The sequence below is a fragment of the Cellulomonas pakistanensis genome (assembly GCF_016862755.1).
GTDB classification, from domain to species: domain Bacteria; phylum Actinomycetota; class Actinomycetes; order Actinomycetales; family Cellulomonadaceae; genus Cellulomonas; species Cellulomonas pakistanensis.
In genome coordinates, this window is the sequence record NZ_BONO01000009.1 from 1 (window position 1) to 18,276 (window position 18,276).

14 protein-coding genes are annotated in these 18,276 nt (G+C 74.4%); 3 read left to right on the forward strand and 11 right to left on the reverse strand.

Going from position 1 to position 18,276, the window contains the following annotated elements:
- Positions 1–118 precede the first annotated feature (118 nt).
- From Cpa01nite_RS07355 to Cpa01nite_RS07375, 5 genes are read right to left on the reverse strand one after another with little or no spacing between them, the layout of a single operon-like run.
- On the reverse strand, positions 119–1,318 hold the full coding sequence (locus tag Cpa01nite_RS07355; protein ID WP_203668106.1) for an ABC transporter ATP-binding protein: 1,200 nt from the start codon (positions 1,316–1,318) through the stop codon (positions 119–121).
- Entirely contained in the window at positions 1,318–2,223 is a 906-nt protein-coding gene (locus Cpa01nite_RS07360) for an ABC transporter permease (RefSeq protein WP_203668107.1), read from the reverse strand. The genes Cpa01nite_RS07355 and Cpa01nite_RS07360 overlap by 1 nt, the downstream gene beginning before the upstream one ends.
- Before the next feature lie 52 nt (positions 2,224–2,275).
- Entirely contained in the window at positions 2,276–3,853 is a 1,578-nt protein-coding gene (locus Cpa01nite_RS07365; protein WP_203668108.1) for a glycosyltransferase, read from the reverse strand.
- Complete coding sequence (locus Cpa01nite_RS07370) at positions 3,850–5,361, reverse strand: glycosyltransferase (RefSeq protein WP_203668109.1); 1,512 nt, start codon at positions 5,359–5,361, stop codon at positions 3,850–3,852. Before Cpa01nite_RS07370 ends, Cpa01nite_RS07365 begins: the two co-directional genes overlap by 4 nt.
- Entirely contained in the window at positions 5,358–6,338 is a 981-nt protein-coding gene (locus Cpa01nite_RS07375) for an FkbM family methyltransferase (protein ID WP_203668110.1), read from the reverse strand. The genes Cpa01nite_RS07370 and Cpa01nite_RS07375 overlap by 4 nt, the downstream gene beginning before the upstream one ends.
- 105 nt (positions 6,339–6,443) lie before the next feature.
- Here Cpa01nite_RS07375 and Cpa01nite_RS07380 point away from each other — a divergent pair, with 105 nt between their 5' ends.
- From Cpa01nite_RS07380 to Cpa01nite_RS07390, 3 genes are read left to right on the forward strand one after another with little or no spacing between them, the layout of a single operon-like run.
- Entirely contained in the window at positions 6,444–7,430 is a 987-nt protein-coding gene (locus Cpa01nite_RS07380) for a GDP-mannose 4,6-dehydratase (RefSeq protein ID WP_203668111.1), read from the forward strand.
- Positions 7,431–7,434: 4 nt separating this feature from the next.
- Positions 7,435–8,418, forward strand: a complete 984-nt coding sequence (locus Cpa01nite_RS07385; RefSeq protein WP_203668112.1) for a GDP-mannose 4,6-dehydratase — start codon at positions 7,435–7,437, stop codon at positions 8,416–8,418.
- Positions 8,415–10,916 carry a glycosyltransferase gene (locus Cpa01nite_RS07390; RefSeq protein ID WP_203668113.1) on the forward strand — a complete coding sequence of 834 codons (2,502 nt, stop codon included), beginning with the start codon at positions 8,415–8,417 and terminating at the stop codon, positions 10,914–10,916. The genes Cpa01nite_RS07385 and Cpa01nite_RS07390 overlap by 4 nt, the downstream gene beginning before the upstream one ends.
- 61 nt (positions 10,917–10,977) lie before the next feature.
- Here Cpa01nite_RS07390 and Cpa01nite_RS07395 read toward each other — a convergent pair whose 3' ends face one another.
- From Cpa01nite_RS07395 to Cpa01nite_RS07420, 6 genes are read right to left on the reverse strand one after another with little or no spacing between them, the layout of a single operon-like run.
- Positions 10,978–13,305, reverse strand: a complete 2,328-nt coding sequence (locus Cpa01nite_RS07395) for a glycosyltransferase (protein WP_203668114.1) — start codon at positions 13,303–13,305, stop codon at positions 10,978–10,980.
- Between the two features lie 47 nt (positions 13,306–13,352).
- Complete coding sequence (locus Cpa01nite_RS07400) at positions 13,353–14,459, reverse strand: glycosyltransferase family 4 protein (RefSeq protein WP_203668115.1); 1,107 nt, start codon at positions 14,457–14,459, stop codon at positions 13,353–13,355.
- On the reverse strand, positions 14,456–15,484 hold the full coding sequence (locus tag Cpa01nite_RS07405) for a glycosyltransferase family 2 protein (RefSeq protein WP_203668116.1): 1,029 nt from the start codon (positions 15,482–15,484) through the stop codon (positions 14,456–14,458). The genes Cpa01nite_RS07400 and Cpa01nite_RS07405 overlap by 4 nt, the downstream gene beginning before the upstream one ends.
- A 2-nt stretch (positions 15,485–15,486) precedes the next feature.
- Positions 15,487–17,097 (reverse strand): DUF2142 domain-containing protein, encoded by a 1,611-nt coding sequence (locus Cpa01nite_RS07410; RefSeq protein ID WP_203668117.1) that lies wholly within the window; start codon positions 17,095–17,097, stop codon positions 15,487–15,489.
- Positions 17,094–17,519: a DUF2304 domain-containing protein gene (locus tag Cpa01nite_RS07415; RefSeq protein WP_203668118.1), complete on the reverse strand. Its 426-nt coding sequence runs from the start codon at positions 17,517–17,519 to the stop codon at positions 17,094–17,096. The genes Cpa01nite_RS07410 and Cpa01nite_RS07415 overlap by 4 nt, the downstream gene beginning before the upstream one ends.
- Positions 17,516–18,271, reverse strand: a complete 756-nt coding sequence (locus Cpa01nite_RS07420; protein ID WP_239068611.1) for a glycosyltransferase family 2 protein — start codon at positions 18,269–18,271, stop codon at positions 17,516–17,518. The genes Cpa01nite_RS07415 and Cpa01nite_RS07420 overlap by 4 nt, the downstream gene beginning before the upstream one ends.
- Positions 18,272–18,276 lie beyond the last annotated feature (5 nt).

Here is an 18,276-nt window from a genome sequence, read left to right on the forward strand (position 1 = left end):
GCAACCTGGCCGAGAGGCGCTACCCGTCCTGACGGACCCGGGGACCCTCCCGGACGACGGGCGCGTCCGTGACCGGACCGCCCGGTGCGTCGCGCGACGCACCGGGCGGTCCTGTCTGTCAGCGGGCGGCGGGCGACAGGGACGCGCCGAGCCGGACGAAGCCCTGCTCCCGCCCGTCGGCCGTCACCGTCAGCCGTGCCCCCTCGCGCAGCCGGTGCAGCTCGGCGCCGGTCGGGCCGGCGATCGCGCCGTGAACCGTGTAGGAACCCTCGCCGAGGTTGACCGCGGCCACCTCGAAGTCGAACGACGCACGTCCGGTGGTGGGGGGCATCGTGACACCCAGCATCTCGCTGTTGGTGCCGAAGAGGTTCTGGCCGACCGAGGACTCGAAGCCGAAGCCCAGCACCCAGCTCTCGAGGCGCTGCTGCGCGTCCACCGTGACCCGCACCGTCACCGGGGCGCCGGCCGCGACGCTGCCGACGGGACGACCCTGCTGGAGCAGTTCGACGGCCTCGACCTCTGCCTCGGGCCGGCTCTCGGGGACGGTGGTCGCCTGCTGCCGTTCGATGTCGGCGGCGCGGATCTGGTCGAACTCCGAACGCAGGACCCGCAGCGCGTCGCGCGGCTCGCCGTCGGCCTTGATCTGGCCGTGCTCCAGCACCACGGCGCGGTCGCAGACGTCGGCGACCTGGTCGAGCCCGTGGGTCACGAGGACGATCGTGCGGCCCTCGTGCTGGAACGTGCGGATGCGGTCCATGCACTTGCGCTGGAACGGTTCGTCACCCACTGCGAGCACCTCGTCGACCAGCAGGACGTCCGGGTCCACGTGCACGGCGACCGCGAACGCCAGCCGGACGTACATGCCCGACGAGTAGAACTTCACCTGCGTGTCGATGAACGGCTCGATGCCCGAGAAGTCGACGATCGCGTCGAAGTAGCGCTGGGTCTCGGCGTTCGTCAGCCCGAGGATCGAGGCGTTGAGGAAGACGTTCTCGCGGCCCGTCAGGTCCGGGTGGAAGCCGGCGCCGAGCTCGAGCAGCGCCGCCATCCGCCCGCGGGTCCGGACGCTGCCCGTCGTCGGCTGCAGGATGCCTCCGATGGTCTTGAGCAACGTGCTCTTGCCCGAGCCGTTGGGGCCGATGAGGCCGACCGACGTCCCGGTCTCGATCTCGAGGTCGATGTCCCGCAGCGCCCAGAAGTCCTCCTTGTGGAGGTTGGAGCGGCCGAAGTTGACGATGCGCTCCTTGAGCGACTTCTCCTTGCGGATCACGAAGCGCTTGGACACGCCCTTGACCTCGACGACGGTGGGCTTGCCCATCAGAGCTCCTGCGCGAAGTTGCCCTGGAGGCGCGCGAACACGCGCTGCCCGATCAGGGTGAAGAGGACGCCGATACCCAGCCAGATCCACAGACGGGTGTCGATGTCGGGCGGGTACGGCTGGTCGCTGCCCGCGACCCAGAACGTCTTCTGGAACCCCATGATCGCGATCGTGACCGGGTTCGTCAGGTACAGCTGCTTGAGCGCCTCGTTGCCGACCTCGCCGCTGACCAGAGCCCACGAGTACGCGATCGGGGACGCCCAGAAGAAGATCATCATCGCGATCTCGACCAGGTACTGGATGTCGCGCAGGTAGACGTTGACCGCGGACAGCAGCAGGGCCCAGCCCAGCGCGGTCACGATGATCACGGCCAGCGACAGCGGGAGGTAGCCCCAGCGCGTCCCGGTGGGCACCTTGCCGACCGCGACGGTGGCGGCGAAGAGGATGACCAGCTGGATCGCGAAGTTGAACAGCGCGGAGCCCAGCGCGGCGAGCGGGAAGATCTCGCGCGGCAGGTACACCTTCTTGATCAGCCCGGCATTGCCCACGATCGAGCCCGTCCCGGTGCTCACGGCCTCGGAGAACAGACCCCAGGCGGTCAGGCCGGTGTAGATGTAGATCGCGAAGTCGGGGATCGCCCGCGCCGCACCCAGGAACTTGCCCAGAGCGATGTAGTAGATGAGCAGCATCGCGATCGGCCGCATGAGGCTCCACAGGAAGCCCAGGGCGCTGTCCTTGTAGCGCGCTTTGAGCTCTCGGCGGATCAGCATGTCGAGCAGCTCGCGGTGGGACCAGATGTCCTTGACCTGTCCGGCGAGGCCCCGGGCGATGCCCGGCTTCGGCCCGGTCGTGCGCAGCGGCTCCTGCTCGAGGCGCGCGGCCCGCGCGTCACTGATGGTGGTCATGCGATGCAAGCTCCCGGTGTCGACGGCCGACCGCTGGATCGGCCCGGACAGACTACTCGTGCGAGGTGGGCGACCCTGCGCCCGGGTCGCCGGCGCCGTGCAGCACCGACCAGACCCGGCGGGCGTAGTCGTCCCAGCCGGTCTCCGGGACCGCGGCCGCCTCGGCGGCGAGACGCGCGTGGAGGGCGTCGTCCACGAGCAGACGGGCGAGCCCGTCGGCGATCGCGTGGTCGTCCCGCGGGTCGACCAGCAGGACCCCGCCGTGGGCGGCGATCTCACGCATGCTGCCGAAGTCCGAGGCGAGCGCGGGCGTGCCGGCGGAGACCGACTCCGCGACCGGCAGGCCGTAGCCCTCGTTGAGCGACGGGAACACGGTGCACCGCGCGACGCGGTACGCCGCCCAGAGCAGGCGGTCGTCCAGCCGGCTGACGGACTCGACGGGACGGCCGGAGGCCGCGAGCTCCTCCAGGCGGCGGGTGAACGCCGCGCCGTTCCACGAGTTCCCGCCGACGAACGTCAGGCTGAACTGCAGCCCACGGCGCCAGAGCAGCTCGGCCGCGTGCAGCACCGCCAGGTGGTTCTTCCGTGGCTCGTGGCTGCCCACGCAGAGCACGAGCGGCAGGCCGCCGACCTCGAACCGGTCCCGGGCCTCGGCCAGGTCGTCGGGCGTGGCGGCCGGGGCGTGCGCGGGGAGCGGCACCTCCTCGATGGCCGGGCCGGTCAGCCCCGTCCCGCCGAGCATCCGCCGCCAGCCTGCGTACTCCGTCGCGGCGGCCCGTGAGATGGGGGCGACCGTGTCGAAGTGCGCGACGGCCGCGAGGTTGAGGGCGAACACGGCGGCGAACCCCTCGGCGGACGTCTCCGCGGACGTGACGGGCACCAGGTCGAACCCGATCACGCCGCAGCGCGTCGGGGCGAACCGCGCGAGCGCGTTCAGCGCCGAGCATCGCCGGGGCTGGATCGCGAGCTCGGGCAGCAGGTACGTCCCGCCCCAGGGGACCACCACCGTGCTGCGGGCGTCGGCCCGGGCCTCCAGGACGGACACCGTCGGCGTCGCCGTGGTCCCGGCGAGGGCGTGGTCGCGCTCGGCGTCGTCGAGGAGGCGCAGGGCGTCCAGCTCGGCGGTCCAGGCGACGGCCGTCGCGTCGTGCGTGTCCCGCCACGCGCGTCCGACGTGGCGCGCGACCCGCTGGATGCCGGTGCCGAGCGGGTAGAGCACGAGGTCGCCCATGTCCACGAGGTCGCTGCCTCGCAGCACGCGGACCTCCCGGAGCGCGGACGCGTCCGTGCCGGCGCTCCGTGCCGCGGCCAGAACCGCCCCGGGCCCCTCCCGCCGGGCGGCCCGTCGCGCGGCGACGACCTCCCCGGGCTCGGGGAGCCGGGCGGACAGCACCGCGAGAGCGAGCCACACGACAGCGTCCGGCGCGTCCGCGAGCAGGGCGAGCGCGCGATCCTCGACGGTGACGCCGGCGACCTGCACCGGGCGGGGCGCGTCGCCCGCGTCCTCCTCGAGCGTCGTGACGAGCGTCCGCATCCGACGCTCCCACGTCTCGGCGGGAAGGCCGGTCTCCGTGACCTGGGCGATCGCCCGGCGCGTGCGCCCCAGCACCCTGTCGACCAGCTGTGTCATGCCGTCCCCTCCACGAGAGCCACCCAGAGCTCGGCGGCGTAGTCGTCCCAGTCGCGCGCCGGCCGGCGGGACGCCTCGGCCCGGAGCTCTTCGCGCAGCCCGGGCTCGGTCACGATGCGCCGGAGCCCGTCGAGCACGTCGTCGTCGTCGCGCGGGTCCACGACGACGCAACCGCCGTCCCGCGCGATCTGGCCCTGGCTGCCGTACCGCGTCGTCAGGACCGGGGTGCCGCAGGCCAGCGACTCCGCGACCGGCAGGCCGTAGCCCTCGTGCAGCGAGACGAACGCCGTGCACGACGCGCTGCGGATCAGGTCCCACATCTCCGCGTCACCGACCCCACGGCGCCAGGTCAGCGGCCGGCCGGCGGCCTGCAGCCGTGCCATGTCGGCCTCCACGGCGGACGAGTCCCAGCCGGGTCCACCGACCAGGCACAGCTCGAAGTCGGCGCCCTCGGACCACAGTCGCTCGGCCGCCTGGAGCAGCGCCCCGTGGTTCTTGTGCGGCTCGAGCCTGCCGACGCTGAGCACGAGGGGCCGGGCCGGCTCCCGCCGCACCCACCCCTCCGGTGCGGGGGGCACGGTGGTGGGCAGCACCACCTCCGTGACGACGGGACCCGCGAGCCCCTGGGCGTCGAGGGCCCCGGAGAACCCGCGGAACTCCTCCGCGGCCGACTCGCTGATGCCCGCGACCCGGCGGACGTGCTTCACGGCGGTGAGGTAGGTGACGAACCCGTTCGGCTCGCCGAGCGGCCGGATGTCCGCGCTGATGAGCGGGATCGCGTCGTAGCCGATCGCCGAGACGGCGGAGCCCGACAGCTCGGCCAGAGTCGCGAGCCGGCTGCTGCGCAGGTCAGGGAGCGGCACCTCGAGCAGCACCACGCGGGACCGCCACGGGATCACGAGCGGCTGCCGCGCGGCGTCCCCGTCCTCCTCCTCGACGAGCCCGAGCGCCGCCGCGCCGGTGTCCCGCCACCGCGTCGCGCGTTCGGTCTCCCGCGCGGTGAGGGCGCGCGTCGCGCCGGCCGACTCGGTCCAGGCCACGAACGTCACGGCCCGGTCCGCCCAGCGCCGCGCGACCTCGCGGGCGACCCGCTGGATCCCGTTGTGGAAGTCGAACCGCGCGCACATGTCCACGTCGACCACGACGTCCGAGGTGACGACGGCCTCGCGGTCGTGACCTCGGTGCGCCGCGGCGATCGCGTGGGCGCGCTCGAGCAGCCGGAGCGTGAGTCCGTCCCCGTCCTCCAGATCCGCCGCCCGGCGGATCTCCCGGACGTCGTCCGCGCCGGGGTACGCACCGGCGAGCAGGGTGAGGACGAGCCAGGCCACCTCCGGGGCGCGCGACCCGACGAGGAGCCCGACCAGGGCCTGCAGGCACGCGTCCGCGTCGCGCGCCGCGTCCGCCTCGCGCGCCGGGGGGTCGGCCAGGGCGGCCTCGGCGCCGGCGCGCAGCCGCTGGGCGAGCAGGCGCGTGACCTCGGCGTCCCGATCCGCGGCGGGGGCCGTCACCGGCCCGCCCGGGCGGACCGGCGGACGGCACGCAGGGGCGCCGTGATCCGCCAGGAGAGCGTGCGGCGGGTGGCGTCCAGCTCCTGCTCCAGGTGCGCCGCGCGTGCCGCGGCCGCGGGGTCCACGTGGCTGGTGACGACGGGTGCGGCAGCCGCGGCCCAGCGGGTGAGCGCGGTCGTGCGCCACCGCACGGTCTCGGCGCGGGTGCGCTCCACCAGCTGCTCGGCGTCCTCGAGCGCGCGCTGCTGCCGGTCGATCTGCTCTCGGCGCTGCCGGTCCAGGTCGGTGTCGAACTCGTCGAGCGGGCAGGCCGGGTACGACAGGAGCTCGACGAGCTCGGGGTGGTCGGGCGACGCGTAGAACCGCGACAGCCCGTCGAACAGGCAGGGGACGTAGCCCGCCTCGAGCAGCCTGGGCTCCCAGGCGTGATGCGTCTGCTCGGTGCTGCGCGGCGCGGTCGACTCGACGACGAGGATCCAGGGTCGCCAGCGCGTGAGGTCGAACGAGCGCAGGACCTCCGGCTCGGCGCCCTCCACGTCCACCGAGACGAAGTGGATGTCGCGGCCCTCCCAGCCCGCGCTCTCCAGGATCTCGTCCAGCGTCCGGGCCGGGACGGCCACGTCCCGGCTCTCCCAGCCGTCCTGGCGGTGCCGCTCGCTGACGTCGTCGACGAGCGTGGACAGGCCGGTGTCGCCGATGACGTGCAGCGTGACGCTGTCGATCGGCTGGTCGGTGACCGCCGCCTCGACGAGGGTGTCGCGGGGGCGCTCCCGGCGGTGCGCCTCGGCGAAGACCGGGACGGGCTCGACCGTGATGCCGCTCCAGCCCTGGTCGTAGAACCCGCGCGTCAGCGAGTAGAGCCTGGGGTCGTTCGCGCCGACGTCCACGTACGAGCCGGCGGTCACGTCCCGGAGCGCCCGGCGGAGGACGACGTCCTCGCGGTTCTGTCCGTACGACACGAAGGTCTGCGCAGTCACCCCGGCATCGTAGGCGACCACGCCCTGGGCCAGGGCGCCCCCGCGGTTCGGGTGCCGATATGCTCGACCGACCGCATCCCGACCGTCGACAGGAACCCGAGAGCCATGCCCCGCGCACTCATCACCGGCATCACCGGCCAGGACGGCCTCTACCTCAGCGAGCTCCTCCTCTCCAAGGGCTACGAGGTGTACGGCCTGATCCGGGGTCAGAACAACCCGAAGCTGGACCTCGTCCGTCGCACGGTGCCGGATGTGAAGCTGCTGACCGGTGACCTGACCGACATGTCGAGCCTGATCCGTGCTCTCAACGCGTCCCAGCCCGACGAGGTGTACAACCTCGGCGCCATCTCGTTCGTCGCCTACTCCTGGGAGAACGCCGCGCTCACGAGCGACGTGACCGGCAAGGGCGTGCTGAACATCCTGGAGGCCGTGCGCCTGTACGCCGGTGACGACGTGAGCAAGGTGCGCTTCTACCAGGCGTCCTCCTCGGAGATGTTCGGCAAGGTGCAGGAGGTCCCGCAGCGCGAGTCGACGCTGCTGTGGCCCCGGTCGCCGTACGGCGTGGCCAAGGTCTTCGGCCACTACATGACGATCAACTACCGCGAGTCCTACGGGATGCACGCGTCCTCCGGCATCCTGTTCAACCACGAGTCGCCGCGCCGCGGTCCGGAGTTCGTCACGCGCAAGGTCTCCCAGGCCGTGGCGCGCATCTCGCTGGGCCTGCAGGACCACGTGACGCTGGGCAACCTCGACGCGAAGCGCGACTGGGGCTTCGCCGGCGACTACGTCGAGGCGATGTGGCGGATGCTGCAGCAGGACCAGGCGGACGACTACGTCGTCGCCACGGGCGAGACCCACTCGATCGGCGAGCTGCTCGACGCGGCGTTCGCGCACGTCGGCATCACCGACTGGGCGCCGTACGTGAAGCAGGACCCGGCGTTCATGCGCCCGGCCGAGGTCGACCTGCTCATCGGCGACCCCGCGAAGGCCAAGGACGAGCTCGGCTGGGAGCCGCAGGTCGGCTTCGCCCAGCTCGTCGGGATGATGGTCGAGAACGACCTCGCGGAGCAGCGCGCGCTCGACGGGCGGTGAGCCGGTGACGACGACGTTCGTCACCGGCATCACGGGGCAGGACGGGACCTACCTGGTCGAGCGGCTGCTCGACGAGGGCACCGAGGTGCACGGGCTCGTCCGCCCCGGTGACGGCGGGCAGTCGGCGCTCCGCGCCCGGCACCCCGGCGTCGTGCTGCACGAGGGCGACCTCGGCGACCCCGACCGGCTGGCCGCGATCGTCGCCGACGTGGCGCCGGACGAGGTGGTCAACCTCGCGGGGATCAGCTCGGTCGCGCTGTCGTGGCAGGAGCCGGTCCTGACGGCGCGCCTGTCGGGCCTGGCCGTCGCGGTCCTGCTCGAGGCCGCGCACGAGGTGCAGGAGTCGGCGGGCCGCCCGGTGCGGTTCCTGCAGGCGTCGAGCTCGGAGATCTTCGGCCAGCCCGAGTCGGAGCCGCAGGACGAGCGCACCCCCGTCCGGCCGGTCTCGCCCTACGGCTCGGCGAAGGCGTTCGCGCACCACCAGGTGGGCGTGTACCGGGGCCGTGGCCTGCACGCGGCGACGGCGATCCTGTTCAACCACGAGTCGCCGCTGCGTCCGACCACGTTCGTCACGCGGAAGATCACGGCCGCCGCGGCGGCGATCGGCCGGACCGGGACCGGAACGATCGCCCTCGGCAACCTCGACGCGCGGCGCGACTGGGGCTGGGCGCCGGACTACGTCGACGCCATGCTGCGCGCGCTGCGGCACGGCGTCCCGGACGACTTCGTCGTGGCCACCGGCCGGACCCGCTCGGTCCGCGACTTCGCGGAGGCTGCCCTGCGCCGCGCCGGGGTCGGGGACGACTGGGAGCGTTTCGTCGAGGTGGACCCGCGGTTCTTCCGGCCGGCGGACGCCGCGGTCATGGTCGGCGACCCGTCCAAGGCGGAGCGCGAGCTGGGGTGGCGCCGCACGGTGGAGTTCGAGGAGGTCGTCGGTCGCATGGTCGACCACGACCTGGAGCTGGCGGAGAGGGGAGCCGGGGCGTGAGCAGCGGCAAGGAGAAGCGGCCGCAGGTCCGGCCGGGCGTCGTGTCGGTGGTCCTCGTGAACTACCGCGGGGCGGACGACACGATCACCTGCCTCCGCGCGTTCGACGACGTGGACTGGCCCGCTGCCGACCTCGAGCTGATCGTGGTGGACAACGACTCGGGCGACGAGAGCGTGGAGCGGATCCGCGCTGCGGTGCCCGGCGCGGTCGTCGTGGACGCCGGCTCGAACACCGGTTTCGCCGGCGGCTGCAACCTGGGCGTCGCGCACGCGACCGGCGAGTTCGTCGCGTTCATCAACAACGACGCGCGGCCGGACCGCGACTGGGTGCGCGCCGCGGTCGAGGCCATGCGCGCCGACCCGGAGGTCGGCTCCGTCGCATCCAAGGTGCTGGACTGGGAGGGCGGCCTGATCGACTACGTCGACGGCTCCCTCACCTGGTTCGGGATGGGCTACAAGCGCGAGGTGGAGAAGCCCGACACCGGGCAGTGGGACACCGCGCACGACGTGCTCTTCGGCACCGGCGCGGCCATGTTCGTGCGTGCTGAGCTGTACCGCGAGGTCGGTGGGTTCGACGAGCGGTTCTTCATGTTCTACGAGGACGTGGACCTCGGCTGGCGGCTCAACCTGCTCGGCCACCGGGTGCGGTACGTCCCCGGCTCGGTCGCGTTCCACAAGCACCACGTGACCATGAAGAAGTTCGGCAACTTCCGCGAGAGCTACCTGCTCGAGCGCAACGCGTTGCTCGCGATGTACAAGAACTACGACGACGAGTCGCTGGCGCGGGCGCTGCCCGCGGCGATGGCCCTGGCCGTGCGCCGGTCGCTCGCCCGGGCGGACGTCGACGCCACGTCGCTGGACCTGCAGCGGTCGCCCGGCGGGGACGACGTGGGCACGCTCGAGCTGCCCAAGATGGCGCTCACCGGCACCTACGCCATCGACTACTTCGTGGAGCAGCTCCCGACGCTGCTCGAGACCCGCCGCGAGCTGCAGGCGACCCGCCGGCGCAGCGACCGCGACCTGTTCCCGCTGTTCCGGAAGGCGCTCGAGCCGGCCTACGGCATGCCGTCCTACCTGGCTGCGCACGACGTGCTGGTCGAGGCGTTCGGCATCGCGGAGCACGTCAACAGCCGGCACCGCGTGCTCGTGGTGACGGGGGAGCCGCTGCTCGAGCGGATGGCCGGCCCGGCGATCCGCGCCTGGGAGGTCGCCAGCGCGCTGTCGGCCGAGCACGACGTGCGGCTGGTCTCGACGGGCGGGGCGCGGCGGACGTCGTCGGCGTTCGCGGTGGAGTACCTGCACGGGGCCGCGCTGGTCGAGGTCACGCGGTGGGCCGACGTGATCATCTTCCAGGGCTTCCTGCTGGAGCAGGCGCCCTGGCTGAAGGACAGCGACAAGATCGTCGTCGCGGACATCTACGACCCGATGCACCTCGAGCAGCTGGAGCAGGCGAAGGACCTCGGCCCCGACGGGCGCGAGCGCGCCGTCCGCGCGACCACGGAGCTCCTCAACGCGCAGATCCGTCGTGCGGACTTCCTGCTCTGCGCGTCCGAGAAGCAGCGCGACTTCTGGCTCGGCCACCTGGCCGCGCAGGGCCGCGTCAACCCGTCGGTCTACGACGAGCACGCGAACCTGGACAACCTGCTCGCGGTCGTCCCCTTCGGCGTCGCGGACGAGGCGCCGGTCCAGCGCCGGCACGGGATCAAGGGCGCCGTCGACGGGATCGGGCCGGACGACAAGGTCATCCTGTGGGGCGGCGGCGTCTACAACTGGTTCGACCCGCTGACCCTGGTACGAGCGGTGGCCCGGCTCGCCGAGCGGCACCCGGAGGTGCGGCTCTACTTCCTCGGGATGAAGCACCCCAACCCCGGGGTCCCGGACATGGAGGTCGCCTGGCGCACGCAGGAGCTGGCTCGCGAGCTCGGCCTCACCGGCCGGCACGTGTTCTTCAACGAGGGCTGGGTGCCCTACGAGGAGCGTGCGGACTACCTGCTCGACGCGGACGTGGGCGTGTCCACCCACTTCCAGCACGTCGAGACCGCGTTCAGCTTCCGGACACGGATCCTCGACTACCTGTGGGCGTCGCTGCCGATCGTCGCGACCGACGGCGACACCTTCGGGACGCTGATCCGGGAGCACGGCCTCGGCCGGGTCGTCCCGGCCGAGGACGTCGAGGCGCTCGAGGCGGCGCTCGAGGAGATGCTGTTCGACGACGCCGCGGCCGATGCCGCCCGGTCCGCCGTGCGCGCGTTCGCCGGGGACTACGCCTGGTCGCGCGTGCTCGCCCCGCTCGTCGAGTTCTGCCGCGCGCCCCGGCGGGCGGTGGACGTCGCGCTGCGCGGACCCGCGGAGCGGTCGGAGCGCCTGCCCGACATCCGGCCCCGCACGAGCGTCCGGGCGGACCTGGCCCTCGCGCGGGACTACCTGCGTGCGGGTGGCCTCGGGGAGGTCACCCGGCGCGCTGCGGGCCGGGTGCGCCGGATCGCCGGCGGCGCCTGACCGCGTACCGGCACGACCACGGACCCGGTCCGGGCACCAGCCCGGGCCGGGTCGCGTCGACTCAGCCGCGCCCGGACCGCAGCCGCCCGAGCAGCCGGCGCGGTGCCGACGCGGGCGCGGCCACGGGGCGGTCCGCGATCTCGGCCAGCCGGGCGGCGATCGCCGCCCCGGCGGCGGCGGGGGAGTGCAGCTCCGCGATGTCCCGGGCGGCCCGGGCGCCGCGCGCCGCGGCGCCGGCCGGGTCCGCGACGACCTCGCGCATCAGCCGAACGGCGTGCGCCAGGTCGGGGTCGGCCCAGGTCGAGCCGGCCGGGTACGGCGCGGCGTCCGCGGGGACGGGCGCGGGGGTCCAGTCCACCAGATAGCTGTTCGCGTCCGTCATGAACTGCAGGTTCCCGCTGTACCGCGTCGCGATCACCGGCTTCCCCCACGCCATCGCCTCCGCCATCGTGAGCCCGAGGCCCTCGCTGCGGTGGAGCGACACGTAGCAGTCGCACGCGGCGACGAGGGCGTCTCGCGCGTCGGCGTCCAGGTACTCCTCGACGAGGCGGACGTGCGGGAGCCCGGCGACCCGCAGCCGCAGCCGCTCGGCCTCCGAGGGGCGCCGGTCGGCGTTGATCGACTTCACGACGAGCACCGGGCCGTCCTCGGGTCCGAACGCGGCGCAGAACGCGTCGACCAGGCCGAGCGGGTTCTTGCGCTCCGCGGTGCTGAGGAAGTCGAAGGCGAACAGGAACACGGGTGCGTCGGGGAGCCCGAGCTCCGCGCGCGTCCGGGCCGGGCCGGACGCCGGCCGCTGCGGCAGCGGCGGCGTGAGGGTGCGCACGGGCAGCGCGGTGTGCGGCGCGATCGCGGCGCGGACGAAGTCGGTGGCGACCCACACCTCGTCGACGGTCGCGAGGCCGCCGTGCTGGGAGGCCGGGAAGTCCTCCACCTCCCAGTACCACATGCCGATCCGGTAGGTCCCGTCGTACGCCACGGGGAGGGCGGACGCGACGGTCGGCGTCAGGTCGGAGTTGACGCACAGCACCGTGGTGGCCAACGGCGGCCTGCGGACCGCCGGGGCGTCGTCGGCGGGCCGCTGGCGGCTGCTCAGGTGGGTGTCCACCGGCACCGTCGACCGGGGCACCCCCGCGGCGTCCAGGGCCTGGACGAGCAGCCGCGCGGACTCCCCGATGCCGAGCTCGCCCCGCAGGAAGCCGACGACGTTCACGCCGGGCTCGTAGGCCGCGGGCGGCGCCGGCGGGACCGTCCACCGGCGGACGGACTCCGCCACCAGGTCGCCGTCGAAGCCCTCCGCGACCGCGTGCTCCACCGCCCAGGAGACGTACGCCTCCTCGTCGCGCCCGGGCACGCCGGCGAAGACCCCGGCCAGGTCCGGGCGGCCGGCGCGCACGGCGCGCAGGTACCGGCTCAGGCCGCCGTCCGGAGCCGGCTCCGTGAGCCAGTCGAGCAGCGCGGTGCGCTCCGCCGGGTCGAACGGGTCGGGGGCGTCCGGCGTGGCGGCGTACAGCGTGCGCAGCGGCGCGTCGACCAGGCCGCCGAGCGACGTGCGCGCCCAGGTCTCGCCGCTGGTCGGCAGGCCGGCCTCGTCCTCGGCGAGCGTCTCCAGCGCGGCGGCGACCCGCGCGGCGAGGACGGGGTGGTCGCTCAGCCGGGCCCGCGGGTCGCCCGTGGCACCCGCGTCGAGCAGCCACGGCACCGCGGGGTCCGCACGGGTCAGGTCCAGGGCGACCACGGGTCGACCGTCCAGCAGCAGGGCTCCCGGCTCGTCTGCCGGCGTCAGGGCGTGCCCCGGCGCGAGCGACCACGCGGAGACCAGGACGGCCGGGTCGCGCAGCAGGGCGTGCGGGACCGTGCCGGCGAGCAACGTCGTCCACCCGGTGGCGTCCTCGGTCGCGCGCAGCCCCGTCGCCCAGGCGGTGAGGGCGTCGGCGCGGTCGGCGCGCACCGCGAGGAGCGCGGGGCTGACGGCGCCCGACCGGAGCAGGTCGGCGGGGGTCGGGTCACGCCGGTCGTCGGCGACCACGCCGGTGCGGGAGACGAGGGCCAGCCCGGCCTCCGCCGCGGCGGCCACGAGGCCGTCCAGGGCGGACAGCAGCAGCACGCCCGGCTCGACCACCACGACCGGCCCGTCGGAGTCCCGGTGCGCGAGGTGGTGCTGCGCCGCCAGGGACCGCACCACGGCCAGCGGGTACCGCACCGCCCACCGGTGCAGCCGCGTCGTGGCGAGCGGGATCCCGGCCGGGGCGAGGACCCGCTCGGTCCCGACGGGCCGGTACCCGGCGTCGAGGTCCAGCACGGTGACGGTGCCGAACGGCAGCGCGGACCGCACGGTGGACCGTGCGCGTGCGGCGGTGCCGGAGGTCGTGACGACGAGGATGTCCATGGGCGCTCGCTCTCGTGCCGGGGTCGGGTCGGGCCGGTGCGTCGGGGTCAGCGGGCGGCGTCCCGGTAGACGGCGGCGTGCTGCTCGGCCGCATCGGCCCAACGGAACTGCGCGGACCGGGCGCGCCCGGCCGCACCGAGCGTCGTCCCGTCCGACGACAGGGCGCGCTCGAGCCCGTCGGCCACGTCCGCCGGGTCCGCCGGGTCCACGAGGACTCCGGCGGCTCCGACGACCTCGGCCATCGACGTGCCGCGCGACGTGACCACCGGGGTGCCGACCGACATCGCCTCCAGCACCGGCAGGCCGAACCCCTCCCAGGTCGACGGGAAGCAGAACGCGGACGCGGCGGCGTAGGCGGCGTGCAGATCGGCCGCACTCAGCCTGCCGAGCGACACGACCCGGGACTCCCACGGCCCGGCGGGCGGGCGGGTCGGCAGCTCGCCCCAGCCGGGCGGGCCGACGAGCACCAGGTGCACGTCCGGGTCCCGCGCCGCCAGCTCCGCGAACGCCGCGAGCAGCCCGCCGACGTTCTTGCGCGGCTCCAGGGTGCCGCACCACAGCACGAACCGCTCCGGGAGGCCGAACCGGGCGCGGAACGCCGCCACGTCGTCCGGGCCGACGGTCCAGCGCGGGGCGCCGTGCGGGACGACGTGCACGCGGTCGACCTCGATCCCGGCGGCGACGCAGTCGTCGGCGGTGGCCCGGGACGGCACGACCACGGCGGCGGCCTCGCGGCGGGTCCGCTCGAGCGCCCGGGTGAAGAAGGAGACCCCGCGGGGCGTGAAGTGCGCGGGGTCGCGGAGGAACGCCACGTCGTGCACGGTCACGACCAGCGGGCGCGAGGTCGGGGGGATGGCCCAGGTGGAGGCGTGCACGACGTCGAGCCCCCGCACCGCCCACTCGGGACGCGGGGCGCCGAGCCAGTTCCAGGCCCGGTAGAGGGGGTACCGGGGTAGGCCCATCGACCGGACGGGGACCGGGGGCCGGTACTCCTGGGGCGCGGGGTGCCGGTGGGCGGCCGCGAGCCCGGTCAGGGTCACGTCGTCGCGCGCGCGGAGCGCCTCGAGGAGCTCCGTCGTGTACGCGGCCGACCCACCGGGCACCCGCTGCCACGACTGCTCGACGGTGACGCCGACGTGCACGGCTGCGGTCACGGTCGCACCCCGTCCGGGACCAGGAGCGCCGCGACCTCGGAGCGGGGGACGCGCGCGGCGCGGTCCACGGCGCGGCGCCGACGCAGCGCGCCCGGTGCGCGGCGCAGCACGGTCGCGAGCGCGGCCGCGCGGCGGCGTCGCTCCGGGCCGAGGCAGGCGCGGACCGCGGAGCGCGCGAGGGCTCGCGCGACGACCGTCGCGGGTGCGTGCACCAGCGCGACGACGAGGCGGTTGCGCTCGTTGTGGTCACGGAAGAACGCGGACCCCGCGTCGGACGACCCCGCGTGGTCGTGGACGGTGACGGCGTCGTGGACGTGGGCCACGGTCCAGCCCCGGCGGCGCAGCCGCCACGACAGCTCGGTGTCCTCGTAGTACATGAACAGGGACTCGTCGAGCGGCCCGACGTCCTCGAGCGCGGCGCGCGCGAGCGCTGCGCTGCCTCCGTTGAAACCGAACACGTCCGCCGCCGCGGCGGGTCCGGCCGCGTCCGCCAGCCAGTCCCGGTCGCGGCCGTTCCCGGAGCGGGTGACCTCGTTGCCGGTGCTGTTGAGCAGGCGCGCGCCCGCCTCGTCGTCGGTGCGCGCCCAGGTGCGTCCGGCGTGGTCGACCAGTCCCTGCTCCCCGGGGAGCGCGGGCCGGAACCGCCCGCTGAGGACGACCCGCCCGGTGGTGGCGCCCAGGCGTGGGCCCGCCGGTCCCGGATCCGCGTCGAACGGCGCGACGAGGCGGTCGAGGAACCCGGGCTCGGCGACGGCGTCGTTGTTCAGCAGGACGACGACGTCCCCGGAGGAGGCGGCGACGCCGGCGTTCACCCCGCCGGCGAACCCCGTGTTGCGACCCAGCGCGACGACCCGCACGTCGGCGCGCCCGCGCAGCGCGGCGACGGTGCCGTCCGTGGAGCCGTTGTCCACCACGACCACCTCGACGTCCCGGCCGCCCGCGTCCTGGCGCGCGAGCGAGTCCAGGCACCGCCGGGTCAGCTCGAGACCGTTCCAGGTCACCACGACGACGCTGACGGAGCGCACGGTCACCTGCGGGTGCCGACGGGTCCCACCGCGGTGCGGCCGGGGCCCGCGGTCCCGGACTCGCCGGCTGCGGCGGACCCGACGCCGCCGTCGCCCCGCGCGTGGTCGCCGTCGCCCGTGTCGGCCGGCGCGGGCGTGGCCAGCCACGCGCTCCAGGCGATGACAGCGCCGTAGGCGACCGTCGCGACCAGTCCGAGCGGCAGCAGGAGCGCGAGCGGGACCGGCGGCAGCCACGCGTCGGGGGCGAGGGAGAACCAGCCGCCGCGCTCGCCGTTGACGTACCGGTGCAGGTTCTCCAGGAACGCGGCGAGCTGGACGAACGCGAGCAGGGAGCCCAGGACGACGGCGACCTTGGCACCGATCCGGCGGACGGCCGCCGCCCAGGCAGCCGGCACGTCGTGCGAGCGGCGGTGCAGCACGTAGGCGGCGACCACGGGCACGCCGATCGCGACCGGCAGGATGTAGCGGCCCTGCCAGATGAAGCCGAGGAAGTGCGCCTGCGAGGCGTGCACGACGACCGGCAGCGCGAAGGTCGCGGCGGCGACGGCGACGATGCCGGCCCGCTCGCGCCACCGGCCCACGGCCAGCGCCGCCAGCACGACGAACGCGGACCCGGCGGCGAAGGCCATCAGCACCCAGCCCTCGAGCGGCGTGTCCATCCAGCCGAACTGGCCCACCATGTTGAGCACGAACCCGTCCCACGCGAAGAACGTCAGCTTGGCGGCGGGGACGAAGGTCAGGTCGGGGTGGTTGACGGCGTCCCCGGACCCCAGCGAGTTGGTGCCGAACACCCAGCCGGCGGCGGCGACGCACGCGAGCACGACGACCGCGAGCGGCGGCCAGGCGGCACGGGTGCGCACCACGTCGAGGAACGACCGCCACGGCGAGACCAGCAGGACGACGGCGACCAGCACGGCGCAGTACAGCAGCGACAGCCCGCGGGCGTTGACGAAGAACGTCGTCGCGAGCGCGACCCACCACATCCGGCTCCGCACCAGAGCGGGGTCCGGGTGGCGCAGCAGCGCGAGCAGCAGGCTCCACAGGGCGAAGGCCGCGGTGATCTCGATGGCGGCGGGGTTCACGGTGGAGGTGAGGAACACCACCATCGGGGTCAGCGCGCCCGCCAGGCCCGGCACCGCCCACGGCGCGGGCCCCGTCTGGGCGAGAGCGCGCAGGCCGAGGGCGACGAAGAAGGTGGTCAGCGCGGCGGAGAGGAGGCGCATGGCGTACAGCGCGCCGTCGCCCTCCGGGAGCAGCGTGGGCAGCCCGACGATCGAGTAGTAGAGCGGGTTGTACCGGCCGGCCGGCGTGACGGCGCCCGTCGGCGCGTCGAGCTCCTCCGTCGGCACGAGGTCGCAGCCGGCGGGCTCGTCGGGGACGAACATGTAGCACGTGGGGTAGGCCGTGACGAGGTTGTAGAAGTACGGGACGTCGACGGCCGTGCCACCCGGGGTGTCCTCGCCGAGCAGCTGGCCGCGCGCGACCGCGGCGGCCTTGACGGTGTGCGCGGGCTCGTCCGGCGACGCCATGAGCGGATTCGCCAGCGCCCAGAGGGACGACAGCAGGAACAGGACGGCCCACCAGCCCCAGAAGACCTTGTCGTGCGACCTCACCGGGCGTCCTCCTGGCGTGGCTGGTCGCCGGGCCGCTCGGCCGGCGGGGTGGTGTCCGCGCGCGGAAGCTGCTCTTGGACCCGGACCAGGTGCTGACGGACGTCCAGGCGGAGCAGGGCGACCTCCTCGGCGAGCGTGCGGGTCTCCTCCTCCAGCGACGAGACCTCGGTGCTCAGCTGGATGCACACGGCGAGCAGCACGAGGCACGCCATGGCGAACAGGAGGTTGGCCGGCGTCTGGACGCCCACGAGGTCCGACAGCCAGAACGCCAGACCCGGGAAGACGCCGATCGCCACCACCGCGAGGGTCAGCAGGATCCAGACGGCGGCGTACTTCTCGCGGATGCGGCGCGTGCGGAGCAGGTGGAGCAGCGCGACGACGAGTGCGAGGCACACGACGATCGCGGCGATGGTGAGCCTCATGCGGGTGCCTCGATGTCGAGCGCGGGCTGGGCGGGGACCGTCGGCCGGGACAGGGCGATGACGAGCGCCAGCGCCGCGCGGCCCAGGAAGACCGCGGCCCGCACAGGGGAGTGCGAGGGCGTCCCGCCCGCGCGCGGCCGCATCGCGACGCCCACCTGGCGCACGACGAGGCCGGCGCGCGCGGCGATGACGAGCGACTCGACGGTGTCGCCCAGGTACTCCGCCGGGTAGTTGCCGGAGAACAGGGTGATCGCGCGGCGGTTGCTCAGCTTGAACCCCGACGTGGCGTCGGTCAGCCGGGTGCGGCAGACGCGGGACAGTACCGCGGCGAGCATCCGCATCGACCAGCGTCGGGGGCCGCGGGCCTCGTAGCTCCCGACGCCCGCGAAGCGGGCGCCGATGACGATGTCCGCCTGCTCCTCGTCCATCCGCGCGAGCAGGTTCGGGATCTCCCGCGGGTCGTGCTGCCCGTCGGCGTCCACCTGGACGGCGAGGTCGTACCCGTGCCGCATGGCGTAGGTGTAGCCGGCGCGCATCGCGCCGCCCACGCCGAGGTTGATCGGCAGCTCGAGCACCAGGGCGCCGGCGCGGTCGGCCTCCTCGGCGGTGCGGTCGGCCGATCCGTCGTCGACGACCAGGACGTCGGCGCCCGGGACGGCGGATCGGAGCTCGGACACGACGCCGGCCACGGTCTCCTGCTCGTTCCAGGCCGGCACGATGACGAGCATCCGCGCGCTGCTGGCGGAAAGCATGGCCG

Excerpts from the sequence above, each read along its gene's own strand:
- Cpa01nite_RS07355 (WP_203668106.1), bottom strand. The coding sequence starts at position 1,318 with ATGGGCAAGCCCACCGTCGTCGAGGTCAAGGGCGTGTCCAAGCGCTTC.
- Cpa01nite_RS07365 (WP_203668108.1), bottom strand. The coding sequence starts at position 3,853 with ATGACACAGCTGGTCGACAGGGTGCTGGGGCGCACGCGCCGGGCGATC.
- Cpa01nite_RS07380 (WP_203668111.1), top strand. The coding sequence starts at position 6,444 with ATGCCCCGCGCACTCATCACCGGCATCACCGGCCAGGACGGCCTCTAC.
- Cpa01nite_RS07420 (WP_239068611.1), bottom strand. The coding sequence starts at position 18,271 with ATGCTTTCCGCCAGCAGCGCGCGGATGCTCGTCATCGTGCCGGCCTGG.
- Cpa01nite_RS07360 (WP_203668107.1), bottom strand. The coding sequence starts at position 2,223 with ATGACCACCATCAGTGACGCGCGGGCCGCGCGCCTCGAGCAGGAGCCG.
- Cpa01nite_RS07395 (WP_203668114.1), bottom strand. The coding sequence starts at position 13,305 with ATGGACATCCTCGTCGTCACGACCTCCGGCACCGCCGCACGCGCACGG.
- Cpa01nite_RS07415 (WP_203668118.1), bottom strand. The coding sequence starts at position 17,519 with ATGAGGCTCACCATCGCCGCGATCGTCGTGTGCCTCGCACTCGTCGTC.